The sequence below is a fragment of the Pseudomonas sp. RA_35y_Pfl2_P32 genome (assembly GCF_963970735.1).
Lineage (GTDB): Bacteria > Pseudomonadota > Gammaproteobacteria > Pseudomonadales > Pseudomonadaceae > Aquipseudomonas.
In genome coordinates this window covers 36,288-53,962 of the sequence record NZ_CAXAQF010000030.1, presented here as the reverse complement: position 1 = coordinate 53,962, position 17,675 = coordinate 36,288, and the positions used below count along the sequence as shown (strand labels likewise).

General features: G+C 63.0%; 17 protein-coding genes. 8 read left to right on the top strand and 9 right to left on the bottom strand.

Translation table 11 applies throughout. The features are described 5' to 3' along the window. Nucleotides 1-37 precede the first annotated feature (37 nt). Entirely contained in the window at nucleotides 38-1,561 is a 1,524-nt protein-coding gene (locus tag AACY45_RS24730) for a fumarate hydratase (protein WP_007945624.1), read from the bottom strand. A 312-nt stretch (nucleotides 1,562-1,873) separates the two neighbouring features. Between AACY45_RS24730 and AACY45_RS24725 the strand changes: the two genes are divergently transcribed. The 3 genes from AACY45_RS24725 to AACY45_RS24715 are packed head-to-tail and all read left to right on the top strand — an operon-like array spanning nucleotide 1,874 to nucleotide 4,685. Continuing rightward, entirely contained in the window at nucleotides 1,874-2,980 is a 1,107-nt protein-coding gene (locus AACY45_RS24725) for a GGDEF domain-containing protein (RefSeq protein WP_339547936.1), read from the top strand. After that, complete coding sequence (locus AACY45_RS24720) at nucleotides 2,973-3,908, top strand: iron-sulfur-binding ferredoxin reductase (protein ID WP_339547934.1); 936 nt, start codon at nucleotides 2,973-2,975, stop codon at nucleotides 3,906-3,908. The genes AACY45_RS24725 and AACY45_RS24720 overlap by 8 nt, the downstream gene beginning before the upstream one ends. A gap of 27 nt (nucleotides 3,909-3,935) precedes the next feature. Continuing rightward, on the top strand, nucleotides 3,936-4,685 hold the full coding sequence (locus tag AACY45_RS24715) for an enoyl-CoA hydratase-related protein (RefSeq protein ID WP_339547932.1): 750 nt from the start codon (nucleotides 3,936-3,938) through the stop codon (nucleotides 4,683-4,685). A gap of 100 nt (nucleotides 4,686-4,785) precedes the next feature. Here AACY45_RS24715 and pyk read toward each other — a convergent pair whose 3' ends face one another. Continuing rightward, the gene (pyk, locus tag AACY45_RS24710) at nucleotides 4,786-6,237 is read right to left on the bottom strand and encodes a pyruvate kinase (RefSeq protein ID WP_095165807.1); all 1,452 of its coding nucleotides are present in this window, start codon (nucleotides 6,235-6,237) and stop codon (nucleotides 4,786-4,788) included. A gap of 156 nt (nucleotides 6,238-6,393) precedes the next feature. Between pyk and AACY45_RS24705 the strand changes: the two genes are divergently transcribed. Both AACY45_RS24705 and AACY45_RS24700 read left to right on the top strand, forming a co-directional pair. Further along, nucleotides 6,394-6,765 (top strand): tetratricopeptide repeat protein, encoded by a 372-nt coding sequence (locus AACY45_RS24705; RefSeq protein WP_339547930.1) that lies wholly within the window; start codon nucleotides 6,394-6,396, stop codon nucleotides 6,763-6,765. Between the two features lie 231 nt (nucleotides 6,766-6,996). Further along, nucleotides 6,997-7,356, top strand: a complete 360-nt coding sequence (locus AACY45_RS24700; protein ID WP_339547928.1) for a PilZ domain-containing protein — start codon at nucleotides 6,997-6,999, stop codon at nucleotides 7,354-7,356. A gap of 18 nt (nucleotides 7,357-7,374) precedes the next feature. On the opposite strand, the gene AACY45_RS24695 is transcribed toward AACY45_RS24700, so the two are convergent. Genes AACY45_RS24695 through AACY45_RS24670 form a run of 6 tightly spaced genes read right to left on the bottom strand, consistent with a single transcriptional unit; the run spans nucleotide 7,375 to nucleotide 14,129 of the window. After that, on the bottom strand, nucleotides 7,375-8,706 hold the full coding sequence (locus tag AACY45_RS24695) for a DUF58 domain-containing protein (RefSeq protein WP_339547926.1): 1,332 nt from the start codon (nucleotides 8,704-8,706) through the stop codon (nucleotides 7,375-7,377). 40 nt (nucleotides 8,707-8,746) lie between these two features. Further along, complete coding sequence (locus tag AACY45_RS24690; protein WP_339547924.1) at nucleotides 8,747-9,748, bottom strand: AAA family ATPase; 1,002 nt, start codon at nucleotides 9,746-9,748, stop codon at nucleotides 8,747-8,749. Further along, the gene (locus tag AACY45_RS24685; RefSeq protein ID WP_339547922.1) at nucleotides 9,745-10,905 is read right to left on the bottom strand and encodes a DUF4350 domain-containing protein; all 1,161 of its coding nucleotides are present in this window, start codon (nucleotides 10,903-10,905) and stop codon (nucleotides 9,745-9,747) included. The genes AACY45_RS24690 and AACY45_RS24685 overlap by 4 nt, the downstream gene beginning before the upstream one ends. Beyond that, nucleotides 10,902-12,440: a DUF4129 domain-containing protein gene (locus AACY45_RS24680; RefSeq protein ID WP_339547920.1), complete on the bottom strand. Its 1,539-nt coding sequence runs from the start codon at nucleotides 12,438-12,440 to the stop codon at nucleotides 10,902-10,904. Before AACY45_RS24680 ends, AACY45_RS24685 begins: the two co-directional genes overlap by 4 nt. Beyond that, complete coding sequence (locus AACY45_RS24675) at nucleotides 12,427-13,407, bottom strand: stage II sporulation protein M (protein ID WP_339547918.1); 981 nt, start codon at nucleotides 13,405-13,407, stop codon at nucleotides 12,427-12,429. The genes AACY45_RS24680 and AACY45_RS24675 overlap by 14 nt, the downstream gene beginning before the upstream one ends. Then, nucleotides 13,404-14,129, bottom strand: coding sequence for an RDD family protein (locus tag AACY45_RS24670; protein WP_339547916.1), 726 nt, complete (start codon nucleotides 14,127-14,129; stop codon nucleotides 13,404-13,406). Before AACY45_RS24670 ends, AACY45_RS24675 begins: the two co-directional genes overlap by 4 nt. A 185-nt stretch (nucleotides 14,130-14,314) precedes the next feature. Between AACY45_RS24670 and sbcB the strand changes: the two genes are divergently transcribed. After that, nucleotides 14,315-15,742 (top strand): exodeoxyribonuclease I, encoded by a 1,428-nt coding sequence (gene sbcB / locus AACY45_RS24665; RefSeq protein WP_339547914.1) that lies wholly within the window; start codon nucleotides 14,315-14,317, stop codon nucleotides 15,740-15,742. Nucleotides 15,743-15,842: 100 nt separating this feature from the next. Here the strand turns inward: sbcB and mvaT are convergent, their stop codons facing one another. Then, a complete protein-coding gene (gene mvaT, locus AACY45_RS24660) occupies nucleotides 15,843-16,217 on the bottom strand; it encodes a histone-like nucleoid-structuring protein MvaT (RefSeq protein WP_005790963.1) in 375 nt (124 codons plus the stop codon). A gap of 346 nt (nucleotides 16,218-16,563) precedes the next feature. Here mvaT and purU point away from each other — a divergent pair, with 346 nt between their 5' ends. Beyond that, nucleotides 16,564-17,412 carry a formyltetrahydrofolate deformylase gene (gene purU / locus AACY45_RS24655; RefSeq protein ID WP_095165714.1) on the top strand — a complete coding sequence of 283 codons (849 nt, stop codon included), beginning with the start codon at nucleotides 16,564-16,566 and terminating at the stop codon, nucleotides 17,410-17,412. Between the two features lie 72 nt (nucleotides 17,413-17,484). Beyond that, nucleotides 17,485-17,658 (top strand): hypothetical protein, encoded by a 174-nt coding sequence (locus AACY45_RS24650; RefSeq protein ID WP_339547912.1) that lies wholly within the window; start codon nucleotides 17,485-17,487, stop codon nucleotides 17,656-17,658. Nucleotides 17,659-17,675 lie beyond the last annotated feature (17 nt).

Sequence of the window (17,675 nt, the reverse complement as noted above, 5' to 3'; positions counted from 1 at the left end):
TGCCTGCATACCGGTTCTTGTTGTGCCCTGTCAGTGTTTACTGCACTTCCACCGCCAGGCTGTCACTGATCTTTTTCTGCCAGATGGCAGGACCGGTGATGTGTACCGACTCGCCCTTGCTGTCGACCGCAACGGTCACTGGCATGTCTTTTACGTCGAACTCGTAGATCGCTTCCATGCCCAGTTCGGCAAACGCCACCACGCGGGACTTCTTGATGGCTTGTGCCACCAGGTAAGCCGCGCCGCCGACTGCCATCAGGTAAACGGCTTTGTGGTCCTTGATCGCTTCGATGGCGGTCGGACCGCGCTCGGATTTGCCGATCATGCCCAACAGGCCTGTCTGCTCGAGGATCTGGCGGGTGAATTTGTCCATCCGCGTCGCGGTGGTCGGGCCTGCCGGGCCGACCACTTCTTCGCGCACCGGATCAACCGGGCCGACGTAGTAGATGAAGCGGCCCTTGAGATCGACCGGCAGGGTTTCGCCCTTGTTCAGCATCTCGACCATGCGCTTGTGCGCCGCGTCGCGACCGGTGAGCATCTTGCCGTTGAGCAGCACGGTTTCACCCGGCTTCCAGCTCTGCACTTCTTCCGGGGTCAGGGTGTCGAGGTTGACGCGACGGGCCGATGGGCCAGCTTCCCAGACGATTTCCGGGTAGGCGTCCAGCGGTGGCGCTTCCAGCGAGGCCGGGCCGGAACCGTCGAGCACGAAGTGCGCGTGGCGGGTGGCGGCACAGTTGGGGATCATGCACACCGGCAAGGAGGCGGCGTGAGTCGGGTAGTCCATGATCTTCACGTCGAGCACGGTGGTCAGGCCACCCAGGCCCTGGGCGCCGATGCCCAGTTGGTTGACCTTCTCAAACAGCTCCAGGCGCATTTCTTCGATGCGGTTCTGCGGGCCGCGAGCCTTGAGCTCGTGGATGTCGATGGACTCCATCAACACTTCCTTGGCCATCACAGCGGCTTTTTCGGCGGTGCCGCCGATGCCGATGCCGAGCATGCCCGGTGGGCACCAGCCGGCGCCCATGGTCGGAACGGTCTTGAGTACCCAGTCGACGATCGAGTCGGACGGGTTGAGCATGGCCATCTTCGACTTGTTCTCGGAACCGCCACCCTTGGCTGCCACGTCGACTTCCACGGTGTTACCCGGGACGATCGAGTAGTGGATCACGGCCGGGGTGTTGTCCTTGGTGTTTTTGCGAGCACCGGCCGGGTCGGCGAGGATAGACGCACGCAGGACGTTTTCCGGCAGGTTGTAGGCGCGACGCACGCCCTCGTTGATCATGTCGTCCAGGCCCATGGTCGCGCCATCCCAGCGCACGTCCATGCCCACGCGGACAAACACGGTGACGATGCCGGTGTCCTGGCAGATCGGGCGGTGGCCGGTGGCGCACATGCGCGAGTTGATCAGGATCTGCGCGATCGAATCGCGGGCCGCTGGCGATTCTTCGCGCAGGTAGGCCTCGTGCATCGCCTGGATGAAGTCCACGGGGTGGTAATAAGAAATGAACTGCAGGGCGTCAGCAACGCTCTGAATCAGGTCGTCTTGCTTGATCACGGTCATGAGTCGCGCTCCTCTAAAAGACGGGAACATTTAATAAAGGTGCTTGCAGTGGGGTGCATCGGTCGGCTGCAAACACCTTTCAGGGCACGCCGGGGTTGCTGGCGCGACGCTAAAAAGGCGCGGCAGTATAGCGCGCCTCGCCGCCGGGCACACCCGCCGGCAGTCAAACCAAGGTCGCATAAGACTCAAGGTACGACCCGTGGCCGCCGCGCAAAAATTGGATGGTCATTTTCGAGCAGCAACACTACAGTGATCCAAGGCCTTTAGGGTAGGACACTCTTATCAGCCCCCCTTTGCACGGTGAGTCAACGATTGACCCATAACGCGATCCAGAATCTATTGCTCAAGCGCTTTGTTCTGGCGGCAGGCACCTATGCGCTGGCGTTATTGCTGCTGTGGCTGGCGATCCTCAGCGGGCATTTCCAGGGTTCGGTGCGCAGTGCGCTGATTGCCACGGTACTGGTGACGCTCAGTCAGTCGCTGTTGTTCGCGATCTTCCTCAGCGGGCGCAACCTGCGGTTCTCCGACCCCAGCTTGACCGAAGTCCAGGTGCTGCTGGGCATTGGCTGGCAAACCTGGTTGATCGCCCATCTTGAGGTGGCCCGTGGCGCCTTCCTGATCTTTTATGTACTGATTCTGATGTTCGGCCTGTTCCATCTGACGCGGCGGGCGTTTGTGCGCTGTGCGGCCCTGGTGTTTTTCAGCTTTGCCAGCCTCAACCTGTGGGAAGGCTACCATTTCGAACTGGTCGACCCGACATTGGCGGCATTGCAGGTCTGCGTGCTGTTTATTGTGCTGGTCTGGCTGGCGCTGTATGCCAGCTATGTGCAGGCTTCACGCCTGCGTATGCGCCAGCGCCGGTTTGCCTTGCAAGCGCATCAGGATACGCTGCGCGGGATGATGCGCCAGCTTGAAGACCTGGTGGCCACCGATGAGTTGACCGGCTTGTTCAACCGTCGGCATTTCCTGCGCCTGGCCAGCCGTGAACTGCAAAGCCTGGAGCCCGGGGTGGAGCATGGCCTGGCGCTGATCGACCTGGACCACTTCAAGCGGATCAACGACCTGCACGGCCATGCCGCCGGCGATCAGGTCCTGCAGGCCTTTGCCGGAGTCGCCACGGCCTGTTTGCGTGAGGGCGATGTATTGGCCCGCTATGGCGGTGAGGAGTTTGTATTGTTGTTACCTGATTGCAATCCCGAGCGCCTGACCTCCTGTTGTGAGCGGCTGCGCCTGGCCTTCACCGAAGTGCAGTTGATCGGCCTGAATGTGCCGGACCTGAGCCTGTCCGCGGGCATGACCCTGCTGGCTGTCGGCGATGACCTCGACGACGCCTTGCAACGTGCCGACCAGGCGTTGTACCGGGCCAAGCGCGATGGCCGTAATCGCTGTGCGGCGGCCTGGGAAAACGTCGATGCCTGAAGTGACTGTCGGTGAGCGTCAATGGACGGTAGCGGCGGGCAGCAACCTGCTCGATGCCTTGAACCAGCAAGGTCTGCAAGTACCCTACAGCTGCCGGGCCGGCAGTTGCCACGCGTGCCTGGTGCAGTGCCTGCGTGGTGAGGTCGGCGACCGGCGCCCGGATGCCCTGAGTGCCGCGCAGCGCCAGCAGGGCTGGCGGCTGGCCTGTCAGTGCGAGGTGCTGGATGACCTGCAGGTGGCGGTGTTCGATCCGCTGCGTGACGGCGCTCCCGCCGTGGTCGAGGCGCTGGACTGGTTGAGCCCCAGCGTCCTGCGCCTGCGTTTGTTGGCCGAGCGCCCGTTGCGCTACCAGGCTGGTCAGCACCTGGTGCTGTGGGCCGGTCACGTAGCGCGCCCGTACTCCCTGGCCAGCCTGCCGCAGGAGGACCGCTTCCTCGAGTTTCACCTTGACTGCCGCCTGCCCGGGGCCTTCAGCGATGCCGCCCGGGCGCTGAAGATCGGTGACTCGATCCGCCTCGGTGAATTGCGCGGCGGCGCCTTGCACTACGACCCTGACTGGCAGACCCGGCCACTGTGGCTGCTGGCCGCCGGTACGGGACTGGCGCCGCTGTTCGGGGTGCTGCGTGAAGCGCTGCGCCAGGATCACCAAGGGCCTATCCGGGTGATTCACCTTGCCCATGATGGGGCAGAGCATTACCTGGCCAAACCCCTGGCGGCGCTGGCAGCCAACCGCGCCAACCTGAGCGTCGAGCTGTGGACGGCGGCCGAGCTGTCAGCGGCTTTGGCGCAATTGCGCCTTGTTTCCCGGCAAACCCTGGCCTTACTCTGCGGGGGCCCTGAGCGGGTCGACGCCTTTGCCCGGCGCTTGTACCTGGCGGGGCTGCCGCGTAACCAACTGCTGGCCGATGTGTTCCTGCCGCGCGGTTGAGCTGACTTTCTTTTCATGAGATTGACCATGACCGATGCCATTTTGCTGGAACGCGAAGGCGGGCTGCTGACCCTGCGCCTGAATCGCCCGGACAAGAAAAACGCCCTGACCCGCGCCATGTACAGCCAATTGGGCGCAGCCCTGCAGCAGGCCGATGCCGACCCTGGGATCAAGGCGGTCCTGATTACCGGCAGCCACCAGTGCTTTACCGCCGGCAACGATATCGCCGACTTCCTCCAGGAGCCGCCGAGCGATCTCGACAGCCCGGTGTTCCAGTTCATGCGCAGCCTGCTGGAGTGCCGCAAGCCGGTGGTCGCCGCCGTTGCCGGGGCCGCGGTAGGCATCGGCACCACGCTGCTGCTGCATTGCGACCTGGTGTACATCAGTGCCGATGCCAAGTTGCGCATGCCCTTTGTCAACCTGGGGCTGTGCCCTGAGTTCGGCTCCAGCCTGATCCTGCCGCGCTTGCTCGGCCAGGCCAAGGCGGCCGAGCTGTTGCTGCTGGGCGAAGCCTTTACGGGCGAGCAGGCCGCCGCCTGGGGCATTGCCACCCAGGCGTTGCCAAGCGCTGAGGCGACCTTTGCCAAGGCACGGGAGATGGCGCTGCGCTTCGATCAACTGCCGCCGGAGGCCGTGCGCATCAGCAAACAACTGATGAAAGCCCCGGACCGCGAATTGCTGCGCAGGGTGGTCGAGGAGGAGGGCAAGTTGTTCGTCCAACGCCTGCGTTCGCCGGAGGCGTTGGCGGCGTTGTCGGGGTTTCTCAAACGGTCATGAATCGGCGGTGATCGCGCGGCCCCATCGCGATCACGGGATCGGAAAGCAAAAAGCCCCGCCATTCACATGGCGGGGCTTTGGTTTTTCAGCGCTCGGTCAATCAGACCATCTTGTCGCCAACGTGCAGGATTTTCATGCCGTTGGTGCCGCCGATGGTGTGGTAGCTGTCGCCCTTGGTCAGGATGACCCAGTCGCCTTTCTCGACCACGCCGCGCGCCAGCAACTCGTCGATGGCCGCCTGGCTGACTTGCTCAGGTGGCAGGGACGCCGGGTCGAACGGGACGGTGTAGACGCCACGGAACATTGCCGCGCGGGCCTGGGTTTCGCGGTGCGGGGAGAACGCGTAGATCGGCACCGAGGAGCGGATACGCGACATGATCAACGGCGTGTAGCCACTTTCGGTGAGGGCGATGATCGCCTTGACGCCCGGGAAGTGGTTGGCGGTGTACATGGCGGCCAGGGCGATGCTCTGGTCGCAGCTTTCGAAGACCTTGCCGATACGGTGGCTGGAGGTCTTGCTGGTCGGGTGCTTTTCCGCGCCGACGCAGATACGCGCCATCGCCTGCACAGCTTCCAGGGGGTACAGGCCGGCGGCGCTTTCGGCCGAGAGCATCACGGCGTCGGTGTAGTCGAGCACGGCGTTGGCTACGTCGGACACTTCGGCACGGGTCGGCATCGGGTTCTGGATCATCGACTCCATCATCTGGGTCGCGACGATCACCGCTTTGTTGTGGCGGCGTGCGTGCAGGATGATCTTCTTCTGGATACCTACCAGCTCGGCGTCGCCGATTTCCACGCCGAGGTCGCCACGGGCAACCATCACGGCGTCGGAAGCCTTGATCAGACCGTCGAGGGTTTCGTCATCGGCCACGGCTTCGGCGCGTTCGATCTTGGCCACCAGCCAGGCGGTGCCGCCGGCTTCGTCGCGCAATTGACGGGCGTATTCCATGTCGGCCGCGTCACGCGGGAAGGACACGGCAAGGTAGTCGACTTGCATTTCGGCGGCGAGCTTGATGTCAGCCTTGTCTTTTTCAGTCAGGGCCGGCGCGGTCAGACCGCCACCACGACGGTTGATGCCCTTGTGGTCCGACAGCGGACCGCCGATGGTCACGGTGCAATGCAGTTCGGTGGCGCTGGCGGTATCAACACGCATGACCACGCGGCCGTCGTCGAGCAGCAACTCGTCGCCGACGCCGCAGTCCTTGACCAGGTCCGGGTAGTCGATGCCGACCACTTGCTGGTTGCCTTCGGTCAGCGGATGGCTGGTGGAGAAGGTGAATTGATCACCGATCTTGAGCTCGATCTTCTTGTTGGCGAACTTGGCGATACGGATTTTCGGGCCTTGCAGGTCGCCCAGCAGAGCGACGAAGCGCCCGTGCTTGGCCGCGAGGTCACGGACCAGCTTGGCGCGAGCCTTGTGCTCGTCGGGGGTGCCGTGGGAGAAGTTCAGGCGGGCGACGTCCAGGCCAGCGAGAATCAGCTGTTCGAGAACTTCCGGCGAGTTACTGGCCGGGCCAAGGGTAGCGACGATTTTGGTACGACGGACGGACATGCAAAGACTCCTGAGTTCAAGCGCTGAGTGAGGCTACTATGCTGGGAAGTTGTAGTCATTGTTCGTTTGCACTACTTATTGGATTCTTTATTGAACACGCCGCACTGAAGATTTTTGCCGCCGGGTCGATACAAAGCCCAAGACAGGAGAACCCTCATGCGATTCGTGCTTTTAGCTGCCTTGGCCCTGAGTGTCGTGGGCTGTACCCGTTGGTCGATGGACCATCACCTGAACACCGCCTACCGTGCCTACGACGCCGGTAACTGCGAGCGGGTAATGCTCGAACTGTCCCAGGTCGATCGCAACAGTCGGGCGCGACGCTACATCCAGCCAGAAGTGTCGATGTTGCGCGGCCAGTGCCTGGAGCGGCAGAAACTCTACGTCGATGCCGCCCAGACCTACCAGTTCATCATGGCCCAGTACCCGAACAACGAGTACGCCTACCGTGCCCGTGCGCGCCTGGAAACCTTGCAGTCGCTGGGCTGGTACCCGCCGCGCAGCGCCAGAAGCTTGCCGGCATCTTTATAATGTCGAGGCTCATTTAGCCACTGGCTGTGTTTCAGCCTTGAGCTAACCTCCTACTGAGACGTTTCAGCGGGTCGACCCTGAACGTCGTTGGTACCTGAGAGCGGCAGAGGTAGCGCGAGCGCAAGACAAGGACGTTCGCACCGCAATAGGGGACAGCGAGCCCGCACTGCAGGCTCGTTGCGAAGCAGTAGTGCGACCCTGCTCAAGGGCCATGGCAAAGCGATACTCAGCATGTTCACAGAACGCCGGATCGAGCGGCACCAGTTGCCGTATTTTCTCAAAGTCTTCAACCGTATCACCGACAAACCCATTGGCTACATCGGCAATGTCTCGGAGGACGGGCTGATGCTGATCAGCCATTTGCCAATGATGCTGGGGGCAGTCTTTGAGTTGCGTTTGAAGATCCCCGACAGCAATGGCCTCTGCCAGGTGATCGACCTTCGAGCCTGTTGCCTGTGGTGCCATGAAGACGCCACGCCCCATCATTACGATGCCGGATTTTCCCTGCACAACGCCCCGCCTGAGTACGGCAAACTGGTCAGCGCACTGCAGCGCTATTTCAGTTTTTATCCGGTGTCGGCGTCTGCCTAGTCCCAGGCAATGAAAGAACTAAAGTACCCCGGCTTTCTTCCAACTCAGGTAACGGGTGACCAGTTCGGTGCCCAGTTCGCCGGGGCGGGTGTCCAGCACTGGTATGCCATGGGCGCTCAAGCGTTCATGCTGGTCGGCCCGGGCATTCAGGTAGTCCACCGTGCCGCAGTAGGCCAGGGCTTCGGGCAGGGTCTGCACCGGGACCTGGCGTAGCCGGTCGAGGACTTCCTCGCGCAGACTGGCCACCAGTACCCGGTGCTGTCGGCCCAGGCGCTGGACCGCCCCCAGCAGGGCTTCGTCGGCTTCGTCGCGCAGGTTGGTCACCAGCACGACCAGCGCCCGGCGCTGCTGGCGGGCCAGCAGTTGGCTGGCCGCTGCCTGGTAGTCTGCGGGGCGTTGGCTGCTGTCCAGGTCGTAGAGGTTGTTGAGCAGCACGTTCAACTGACCGCTGCCTTTACCTGGGGGCAGGTAGCGGGCTTGCTCGGTGGCGAAGGTCATCAGGCCAACCGCATCGCCCTGGCGCAGGGCGATGTAACTGAGCAGCAGGCACGCATTGAGGGCGTGATCAAAGTGTGAGAGTTCACCGTCCTGGCTGCGCATCGAACGACCGCAGTCGAGCATGAAGAGGATCTGCTGGTCGCGTTCGTCCTGGTACTCCCGGGCAATCGGTGTGCGTTGCCGGGCCGTGGCTTTCCAGTCGATCTGGCGCAGGCTGTCGCCTTCGCGAAACTCGCGCAGTTGATGAAACTCCAGTCCCAGCCCGCGCCGCTGGCGCTGGCGTACGCCCAGTTGGCTGAGCCAATTGTCGACCGCCAGCAACTGTGCGCCATGCAGGTGGGCGAAATCCGGGTAGACCCGGGTGCTGTCGTGCAGTGCCAGATAACGCCGGGCCGACCAAAGCCCCAAGGGCCCCGGCAGGTTGATTTCGCAGCGTTCGAAATTGAAGTGCCCGCGGCGCAGGGGACGCAACCGGTACTTGAGCGAGTGAGTCTGGCCAGGGTGCAGTTCGACCGTCTGCGGCAACCCCTCGAAACCCAGCCCATCAGGAACGTGATCGAACAGCTGCACCCTCAGGGGCAGCGCGTAATCATGGTCCAGGCTGATCTGCACCTCGCTCCAGCGCCCCAGTGCCAGGCTGCCGGGCAGTTGGCGTTGCGCCCGGGGGGAGGGCCGACGGATCAGGCGCGCAGCATCGAGCACGGCCAGCAGTAGCAAGGCCAGGAGCAAGCCCCAATTGATCGCCTGCAGACTCGGTGCCACGTAGACGCCCAGGGCCCGACATGCCCCCAGCAGGATGCTTAGCCCCAACAGCGTGGCGAGCCAGCTCAGCAGCAGGCGGCTCGGCTTCATGACCGGGGTTTCCCGGGGGCGATCATCGTCATGGCGCTGTTCACACCCTGGGCGCCGGAACCTGGTCAAGCAATAGCTTGAGCACCTGGTCGACGTCCAGCCCTTCGATGTCCAGCTCCGGCGCAATGCGCACGCGGTGGCGCAGCACCGCCAGCGCGCAGTCCTTGATGTCATCCGGGATGACGAACTCGCCGCCGCGCAGCAGTGCCCGCGCCCGCGCCACCCGCACCAGCGCGATGGAGGCACGTGGGCCTGCGCCGAGAATCAGTCCCGGCCAACTGCGGGTGGTGCGGGCCAGGCGCACGGCATAGTCCAGGACCTGCTCGTCCAGTGGCAGGTCGCTGGCGATCCGTTGCAGGGCGAGGATGTCCTTGGCTTGCAGCAGGGTGCGCAGCGGTTGCACGTCGAGCATGTCGGCGCGGGTCGAACGAGTGACCTGGCGCACCATGTCCAGCTCCTGCTCGGCCTCGGGGTAGTCCATGCGCACCTTGAGCATGAACCGGTCGAGCTCGGCTTCCGGCAGGGGGTAGGTGCCTTCCTGTTCGATGGGGTTTTGCGTGGCCAGGACCATAAACGGCTGGGCGATCGGCAAGGCGCGACCCTCCAGGGTCACTTGGCGTTCCTGCATGGCTTCGAGCAGGGCGGCCTGGGTCTTGGCCGGGGCGCGGTTGATCTCGTCGGCCAGCAACAGATGGGTGAACAGCGGGCCCTTGCGCAACTTGAACTGCTCGGTCTGCAGGTCGTACACGGCATGCCCGGTGACATCGCTGGGCATCAGGTCGGGGGTGAATTGAATTCGCGCGAAGTCACCGCCAAAGCAGCGGGCCAGGGCGCGCACCAGCAAGGTCTTGCCCAGGCCCGGTACGCCTTCGAGCAGCACATGCCCGCCGGCAATCAAGGCGCTCAACACATCGTCGATCACGCTTTGCTGGCCGATCACGGCTTTATTCAACTCGCCACGCAGGGCTTGTGCCAGTTGGCTGGCGCGTTGCCGTTGTTGCGCTGCGCGGGTCTGGCTGGGCGGTTCGAAGGCTTCACTCATAAGGCATTCCTGAGGAGTTGCAGGTGGGCGACCTGGCGGCTGAATTCGCTGCTGGACAGCCGGCGTTTAGCCAAGGGGCCGAGCAATTGGCCGACGGTGTCGGCCGGTTGGCCGCTCAAACGTGCGATGACCTGCCATTGTTCGGCCGTTTCCAGTTGTTCCAGGCCCGGGTGGCGCTGTCGGGCGCGGCGTTGTACATCGTGTTGCAGGCCTTGCAGGAGGCTGTGTTGCCCAGCGTGGCGCAGCAGAAAGTCGGCACTGGCGCCCACGTGCTCCAGCAACTGGCGGCGAGCCTTGGTTGTGGGGGCCTTTAATGGGCCCTGGCGCCAGCCGACGTGCCAGCACCAGAGGCCGAGCAACGCAGCGAGGGCCACCAGCGCCTGGGGGAAATACCGCAGCAGCAGGGTCAGCAGGTGCTCGCGGTCAATGTCGAACAGCAGGGTGACCTCGGTGTCGGCGGTCAGGTACCAGAGCAGCCAGGCATTGTCATAGTGGCCGATGTTGGGGTTTTTCCACAGTTCGGCATCGGTGATCACGGTGATCAGGCCTTCGCCGTAGGGCCGTTGCATCATGTGCGTGGCCAGGGCGCTGTTGGCCCAGGCCTGGGCCAGGTTGTACGGGTCTTCGAGATGGAACTGCGGATCGAAGCTGGCATAGGCAGGCGCCTGTTCGTCCTCCAGGTAAAGCTTGGTCAGGGTTGGATAGGGATCTGTTGCCGCCTCGGGGGGGGGGGCCTTGAGGTCCTTGCTCATGGATTGCTGCACCTGGACCCGGTCCAGCAGCAGGTCGGCGCTTTTGCCCGCCTTGGCATCCCACAGGGCTTCGGCAACCAGCAGCAGGCGGCCTCCGGCGTGGGCCCAGGCAAGCACGTGCTCGACTTGCGCCGGGGTCATGTCGACACGCTCCCCCAGGAGCAACAGGCTATGTTGCCGGGAGGGCAGCGGGGGCAATGTTTCGAGGCTGTTGGCGTGGGTGACGCTCAGCCCTTGCCGGCGCAAAAAGTGCTCGGCGGCCAGGTACGGGTTGGCCTGGGCTTCGGGGGAAGGGCCGTGGTCGATGGTTTCTGTATAGGGTGTGGCCTGCAGGTACAGGTAGACCGCGACTGCCGCGAGCAGCCCGGCCAGCAGTGCGCCGAGGGCCATCTGGCGCCGGTTCATTGCCCAACTCCGCGGTCGAACAGCGCGCGCCAGCCGGCGCAGAGTTGTGCTTGCAGGGCAGGCGGCGGGACGCGGTGACCGTAGGCGATGTTCTGCCAATGCTTGGTGAGGATGCTGCTGAAGGCGTGCAGTTGCGGCTGCTGCAGGCGCTGGATATGGCCCAGCACCTGGCCTTCGGTGTCGGCGCTGGTCAATGGCAGCGCGTAGTCGTGGAGCAAGCGCACCAACAGCGCCCGGTACAGCAAGCCTAGGGCCTCACGGGGCCGGCTGGCCCAGAGCCGCTCGACCTCGGCGGCCACGTCGTCCGGCAGCGACTCACGGCCCAGGTCGAGGCCGAACATCTGCGCTGGCAGCGGGCGCTGGGCGCTGCGCGGCAGTGCCGGGCGACGGCTGACGAAGGTCTGCAGCCACTCGCGGTAGTGCCAGGCCAGCAACGCCAGCAGGCCAATGACCGTCGTCCACAACAGGACCTCGATGATGGACGCCAGGCCGGCCAAGTGCGGGCTGTCGAGCAGCTCGAACAGCGCCTTGAGCCAGCCGGGTGCTTGGCCCGCCTGGGGTTGTTCGGGTTCGGCATCACCCAGGCGATAGCGGGTCAGGGTCTGGGTGTTCTTGAACGGCGGGGCATCGAGGATGGCATGGATGGCGGTGCTGGAGGCCTGGCTGTTCAGGGGTTGCTGGAGCAGGCGCGGGCTGGCGGGGGCAGCGCTCGATTCGGCGGCCAGCACCGGTTGTGCGGCAGGCAATCCCAGCAGCCCGAGCAGCAGCAGGCTGGCGACGACTGTGCTCAGGCGTTGGCGCAGGCGCCGGAACACCAGCTCGATGTCCCAGGCTTCCAGGGTGGTGCGCCGGTTCAGGTACAGGCTGAAACCGCAGGCCACATACACCGGTTCCCAGACGATCAGGATCAGCACGTACAGCGCGTTGGTCAGGTGCTCAAGCCACAGCCAATCCTGTGCGCTGCTGGCGATCAACGTTTGCCAATCCCAATCCAGTTCGATCTGTCCCGGCAGGAACAGGTAGAACAGGCTCATGGAACCGATCCACAGCACGCTTTCCAGCAGCACCCCGATGAGCGTCAGCCAGCGCGCCGCCCCGGCGTCGCGTTGTTGCAACACCGCCAGGCGCTGCTGGCGAGCCACGCCGCCCAGCCCCTCCAGTTGCACCACCGGCAAGGTGAAGCTGCGGCTCAGGCTCAGGCGCCGCCAGGTCAGGCTGGCGAGCAACTGCGGCTTGAGCAGGCGCGGCCATTGGCGCAAGGCCTGCTGCACGGTGGGCGCCTGGCCAAACAGCGCGTTGGAAAGGATGTACAGCGTCAGGCGCTCGAACGCCGGTTTCAGCCACCAGAACAGCCCCAGGGCAAGTGCCGGGGAGTCCCACAGCAGCACGCTGAGCAGGGCAAACACTGGCAGGGTGACCAGCGCCCAACTGCTCATCAGCACCCGGCGATGGCGCTGGCTCAGCAGGATCCCCAGGTCCATGGCTTCCCAGGTGGTGCGCGGACGAATCACCACGCTGGCGTCATTCAGGCGCATGGCGACTCCGTCCCGCACCGATCAGGTAGAGCCCCACCAACAGCCACAGGGCTGCACCGACCAGGTATTTGCTCAGCGGCGCAGGCCCGGTGCGTGCAGACCAATAGGCCTCGATGAACGCCGCTATCAGCAAGAACAGCATGACCCCGCAGATCATCAGTACGCTTTTGCGCGCGGCCAGGCGCAGTGCCTCGCCCCGGGGTAACCGCCCGGGGGCGATCAGCGCCCAGCCCAGTTGCAGGCCAGCGGCGCCGGCCAGGGCGATGGCGCTGAGCTCGAACGCGCCGTGGCCGACAACGAACGACCAGAAGTTTTCGCCGTAGCCGATGCGCGTCAGGTGGCCGGCGATAGCCCCGATCAGCAGCCCGTTGAACATCAGGAAAAACACACTGCCCAGGCCAAACAACAGGCCGCTGGCGAAGGTCTGAAAGGCAATGCCGATGTTGTGCATGATGTAGTAGCCGAACATCACCCAGTCATCGCTGGCGGCGCGCTCGGTGTCGCGGCCCAGGTGCCCGGCGGCCGGGTCGTACATGCCTTGCATCTGCGCGACCTGCTCGACCGGCATGATGCTGTAGACCAGGTCGGGGAACAGGTAGACCAACAGGCCGGTGCCCAGCAGCGAGCCGAAAAACAGCAGGCTGGCCGCCAGCACGAACGGCCATTGCTCACGCACCAGGCGCGGAAAGCCGGCCAGGACAAAGGCCAGCAACTGGGCGCCGAGGTGGCTGCGATGCCGGTACAACTGCTGGTGCCCGCGCAGAACCAGGTGCTGCAAGGGATCGACCAGGTAACTGCTGTAGCCGCGTTCCTGCGCCAATGCCAGGTGTTGGCACAGGCGCCGATAGTCCCGGGGGAATGCGCGGGCCTCCTGGGCGCTGGCCTTGCCGCGTTCCAGCAGGTCGAGGCTGCGGGCAAACTGTTGCCAGTGGGCTTGATGGCGGCTTTCGAACTGGCTCTGTTTCATGTCGGCCCCATCAAGCCACGGGCGATGCCATTGAGCTCGGCGGCTGCGTGTGCGGGTGCGACCTGCAGCGGCTCGGCGAGCAGCGCCGCCAGTTCAGTGACCCGTGCGCTGGAGAGCTGCGCCTGGCGCTCAGCGAAACCCAGCACCGCGCGTTGCTCATCCAGGCTCAAGGCAAAAGGCGCACGCAAGGGCTGGGCGGCTGGCAGTTGCGGGCGGTGTACCGGCTGTTGGCAATAGATCACCAGGGTACCGGCGGCCATGTCCCCCAGGCGCTTGAAGGTCGGGTGTTGCAGGCAACTGATGGCGCCCAGGGCGTAGCCCAGGGGCAGCATGTCGACGAATCGCAGTAGGTTGCGGATCAGCGAGGCCGACCAGCCGACCGGGGTGCCGTCATCCTGCACCACCCGCAATCCCATCAGTTGTTTGCCGGGCGAGCGGCCTTGGTTGAGGACTTCGAACAGCACCATGTACCACCAACTGATAACAAACAGCAGCACCGAGCCCAGCCCCATGCCCAGCTTGCCGAGAAAGGCGAGGCCGAGGAACAGCAGGCCCAGGACCATCGCGCGCACCCCAAGGTCGATGGCAAATGCCAGGGCGCGGGATGGCAACCCGGCCGGGCGCAGCGGCAGGTCGATGCCTTCGGGCGTTTCGACCTGGTGCCGCGTATCCAGTGGCGGGGGCAGCGGTGCTTTCCTTGGCAGTGCTGAGGTCGGGATCATGGGCAGCCTGGTGATGGAGCCAGTTCGGGACGTTACCTGGGCTCGATGCTAGCAGCCTTCGCCAGTGCAAACGACCTGTCTATGGCAGACCTGGACGTGGCCACGCAATGTTCTATCGCAAGATAGCTGGCCGGCGTTGCACCTGAGCGCCTAGACTTCGTCGGTCTCAAGTTCAGGAATAGCCCGTGACCTCCATCTTCTGGTACGACTACGAAACCACCGGGATCACCCCGCGTTGCGACCGCCCGCTGCAAGTGGCCGGGATCCGCACCGACTTCGAACTCAACGAGATCGATGCGCCGGTCAACCTCTACTGTCAGCCCAGCGACGACATCCTGCCGCACCCGGCCGCCTGCGCGATCACCGGGATCACCCCGAGCCGCCTGGCCGAGCAGGGCTTGAGCGAGGCGGATTTCATGACTCGGGTACACGCCCAACTGGCGGCCCCGGGGACCTGTGGCGCGGGTTACAACACCTTGCGTTTCGACGATGAAATGACGCGCTACAGCTTGTATCGCAACTTTTTCGACCCCTATGCCCGCGAGTGGCAGGGCGGTAACAGCCGCTGGGACTTGATCGACGTGGTGCGCGCGGCCTATGCGTTACGCCCGGACGGTATCGTCTGGCCGCAGGAGGAGGGGCGTGTCACGCTCAAGCTCGAACGCCTGACGGCGGCCAATGGCCTGGACCATGGCCAGGCCCACGAAGCCTTGTCCGATGTGCGCGCCACCATCGCCCTGGCGCGGCTGATCCGAGACCGGCAGCCCAAGCTTTATGACTGGCTGTTCACGTTGCGTAGCAAACAAAAAGTCATGGACCAGATTCGCCTGCTGCATCCGATGGTGCATATTTCCGGGCGCTTTTCTGTCGACCGCCGCTACGTGGGGGTTGTCCTGCCGCTGGCCTGGCATCCACGCAATCGTAATGCCCTGATTGTCTGCGACCTGCACCTGGACCCTGAGGGCTTGCTGGCTGACGATGTCGAAACCTTGCGTCAGCGCCTGTATAGCCGCCATGCAGACTTGCCCGAGGGCGCGCTGCCAGTGCCGCTCAAGCTGATTCATATCAACCGCTGCCCGGTGGTCGCACCGTTGTCGGTATTGCGCGCTGAGGATCAGCAACGACTGCAACTGGACATGGCGCTTTATCAGGCGCGGGCGCTGCGGCTAAGTGACGCACAGGAACTTTGGCGAGATAAAGTCCAGGCCATTTATGCCCAGGAGGATTTCACTCCCAGCGATGACCCTGAGCAACAGTTGTACGATGGTTTCATTGGCGACCGTGACCGACGTTTATGCGAGCAAGTGAGAACGGCCGATCCCCAGCAATTAGCGCAAGAACAATGGCCGTTCGATGATGAGCGTTTACCGGAATTATTATTTCGATATCGCGCGCGTAACTTTCCCGAAACCTTGAATGAACAGGAGCAAGAGCGCTGGAAATTATTCTGCCAGCAGCGTTTGAGCGATGCTCGATGGGGGGCGCCTAATACCGTGCAGGCATTTGAAGACGCGTGCGAGCAATGGTCGCAGAATGCCGCGGGCGGAACGCTTGAGGTTCTGCAGGAATGGCGCGAGTACGTGGCGCTATTGCGCAAACGTTTGAATCTTTGAAAAACCCTGATGAAATGTGTTGAATAACATCCATAAAAAAACGCCAGCGCAAGCTGGCGTTTTTTCTGTTCGCAAGTGAACCTGCGAGACGGGTTGCGGCTTAGCCCAGCAGGGTTGCCCAGCCTTCAACCACGTCACCGCCCCACTTGGCTTTCCACTCTTTCAGCGTCTTGTGGTTGCCACCTTTGGTTTCGATGACTTCGCCGTTGTGCGGGTTCTTGTATTGTTTAACCTTGCGTGCACGCTTGGTGCCGGTAGTTTTCACTGCGCCGCGTGGGGCTTTAACTTTGGATTCCGGATCCAGCAGGGCGATGATATCGCGCAGGGATTTGGAGTACTCGCCCATCAGGGTGCGCAGTTTGCCTTCGAATTCCAGCTCAGTTTGCAGCTTGTCGTCTTGGGACAGGTTCTTCAAACGGGCTTGCAGCTCTTTGATCGCTTCTTCGGTGGCGCGGTATTCGTTGATCAGGGACATGAGGACTACCTTATGTTAGGCACAGGATGCAGGGGACAGTGGCGCAATAATAGTCAGGGTGTTTCATCAAGTAAACATATAAGCGGACTTTTATTTGATTCGATTAGAGTGATTGAGGCGAAAAATACACTCACAGTTAAAATATCAGCGGCAATGATCACAGTTATTCACAAAACCCTTCTTGCGTATTTCTCAAGACGTCCTGCGTTGGCGTGAAACGTCACCAATTGACCGATAAAAGCCAGTGTGTAGCGGCGGCAGGCGGGGCGATTGCTGATCAATACTGCAGTTTTGCTGCGCAATCGCTAGAATGGCGGCCTTTGCGAAGTTCTGGAGTTTTCCCCCTATGCGCACTTTTCGGCTAGTGATCGCTTGCCCGGACGGCGTCGGCATCGTTGCTAAGGTCAGTAACTTTCTGGCGTCACACAATGGCTGGATCACTGAAGCGAGCCATCACTCGGACAATCTCAGTGGCTGGTTCTTCATGCGTCACGAAATTCGGGCCGACTCCTTGCCGTTCGGTCTGGAGGCCTTCCGTGAAGCGTTTGCCCCGATCGCCGAAGAGTTCTCGATGAACTGGCGGATCACCGACACCGCGCAGAAAAAACGCGTGGTGCTGATGGCCAGCCGCGAGTCCCACTGCCTGGCCGACCTGCTGCACCGCTGGCACAGCGACGAACTGGACTGCGAGATTTCCTGCGTGATTTCCAACCACAACGACCTGCGCAGCATGGTCGAGTGGCACGGCATTCCTTATTACCACGTGCCGGTGGATCCACAGAACAAAGAACCGGCCTTTGCCGAAGTGTCGCGCCTGGTCAAGCAACACGATGCCGAAGTGGTGGTGCTGGCGCGCTACATGCAGATCCTGCCGCCTGAGCTGTGCAGCGAGTACGCACACAAAGTGATCAACATCCACCACAGCTTCCTGCCGTCGTTCGTGGGGGCCAAGCCTTACCACCAGGCCTCGATGCGCGGTGTGAAGCTGATTGGCGCCACTTGCCACTACGTCACCGAAGAGCTGGACGCAGGTCCGATCATCGAGCAGGACGTGGTGCGCGTCAGCCACAGCGATAGCATTGAAGACATGGTGCGTTTCGGCCGTGACGTCGAGAAGATGGTGTTGGCCCGCGGCCTGCGCTATCACCTGGAAGACCGCGTGCTGGTGCATGGCAACAAGACCGTGGTGTTCTGATTCGCCGCCGACAGGCACAAGGGCCTCAAGCGTTGTACGCTTGAGGCCCTTTTTTGTTGCTGGGTGCGGACCATGAGCGATCCACTGGACAAGGCCACCTCCACAGCCCCCGCCACCTTGGGCGAGGGCTGCCTGAGCCGTTACGACCCCGATGACTTGAGCAGTGAAGACGGCACCGAGTTTCCCGGTGCAGCCGAGTTGTGGCAGCAGTTGCAGGAAAAACCCGAGCCTGAAGGCAAGTCCTGACAACGCCTGCTGGAGCG

Coding starts and splice junctions, on each gene's coding strand:
- AACY45_RS24730 (WP_007945624.1), bottom strand. CDS start 1,561: ATGACCGTGATCAAGCAAGACGACCTGATTCAGAGCGTTGCTGACGCC.
- AACY45_RS24720 (WP_339547934.1), top strand. CDS start 2,973: ATGCCTGAAGTGACTGTCGGTGAGCGTCAATGGACGGTAGCGGCGGGC.
- AACY45_RS24715 (WP_339547932.1), top strand. CDS start 3,936: ATGACCGATGCCATTTTGCTGGAACGCGAAGGCGGGCTGCTGACCCTG.
- pyk (WP_095165807.1), bottom strand. CDS start 6,237: ATGTCCGTCCGTCGTACCAAAATCGTCGCTACCCTTGGCCCGGCCAGT.
- AACY45_RS24705 (WP_339547930.1), top strand. CDS start 6,394: ATGCGATTCGTGCTTTTAGCTGCCTTGGCCCTGAGTGTCGTGGGCTGT.
- AACY45_RS24700 (WP_339547928.1), top strand. CDS start 6,997: ATGTTCACAGAACGCCGGATCGAGCGGCACCAGTTGCCGTATTTTCTC.
- AACY45_RS24695 (WP_339547926.1), bottom strand. CDS start 8,706: ATGAAGCCGAGCCGCCTGCTGCTGAGCTGGCTCGCCACGCTGTTGGGG.
- AACY45_RS24690 (WP_339547924.1), bottom strand. CDS start 9,748: ATGAGTGAAGCCTTCGAACCGCCCAGCCAGACCCGCGCAGCGCAACAA.
- AACY45_RS24685 (WP_339547922.1), bottom strand. CDS start 10,905: ATGAACCGGCGCCAGATGGCCCTCGGCGCACTGCTGGCCGGGCTGCTC.
- AACY45_RS24680 (WP_339547920.1), bottom strand. CDS start 12,440: ATGCGCCTGAATGACGCCAGCGTGGTGATTCGTCCGCGCACCACCTGG.
- AACY45_RS24675 (WP_339547918.1), bottom strand. CDS start 13,407: ATGAAACAGAGCCAGTTCGAAAGCCGCCATCAAGCCCACTGGCAACAG.
- AACY45_RS24670 (WP_339547916.1), bottom strand. CDS start 14,129: ATGATCCCGACCTCAGCACTGCCAAGGAAAGCACCGCTGCCCCCGCCA.
- mvaT (WP_005790963.1), bottom strand. CDS start 16,217: ATGTCCCTGATCAACGAATACCGCGCCACCGAAGAAGCGATCAAAGAG.
- purU (WP_095165714.1), top strand. CDS start 16,564: ATGCGCACTTTTCGGCTAGTGATCGCTTGCCCGGACGGCGTCGGCATC.
- AACY45_RS24650 (WP_339547912.1), top strand. CDS start 17,485: ATGAGCGATCCACTGGACAAGGCCACCTCCACAGCCCCCGCCACCTTG.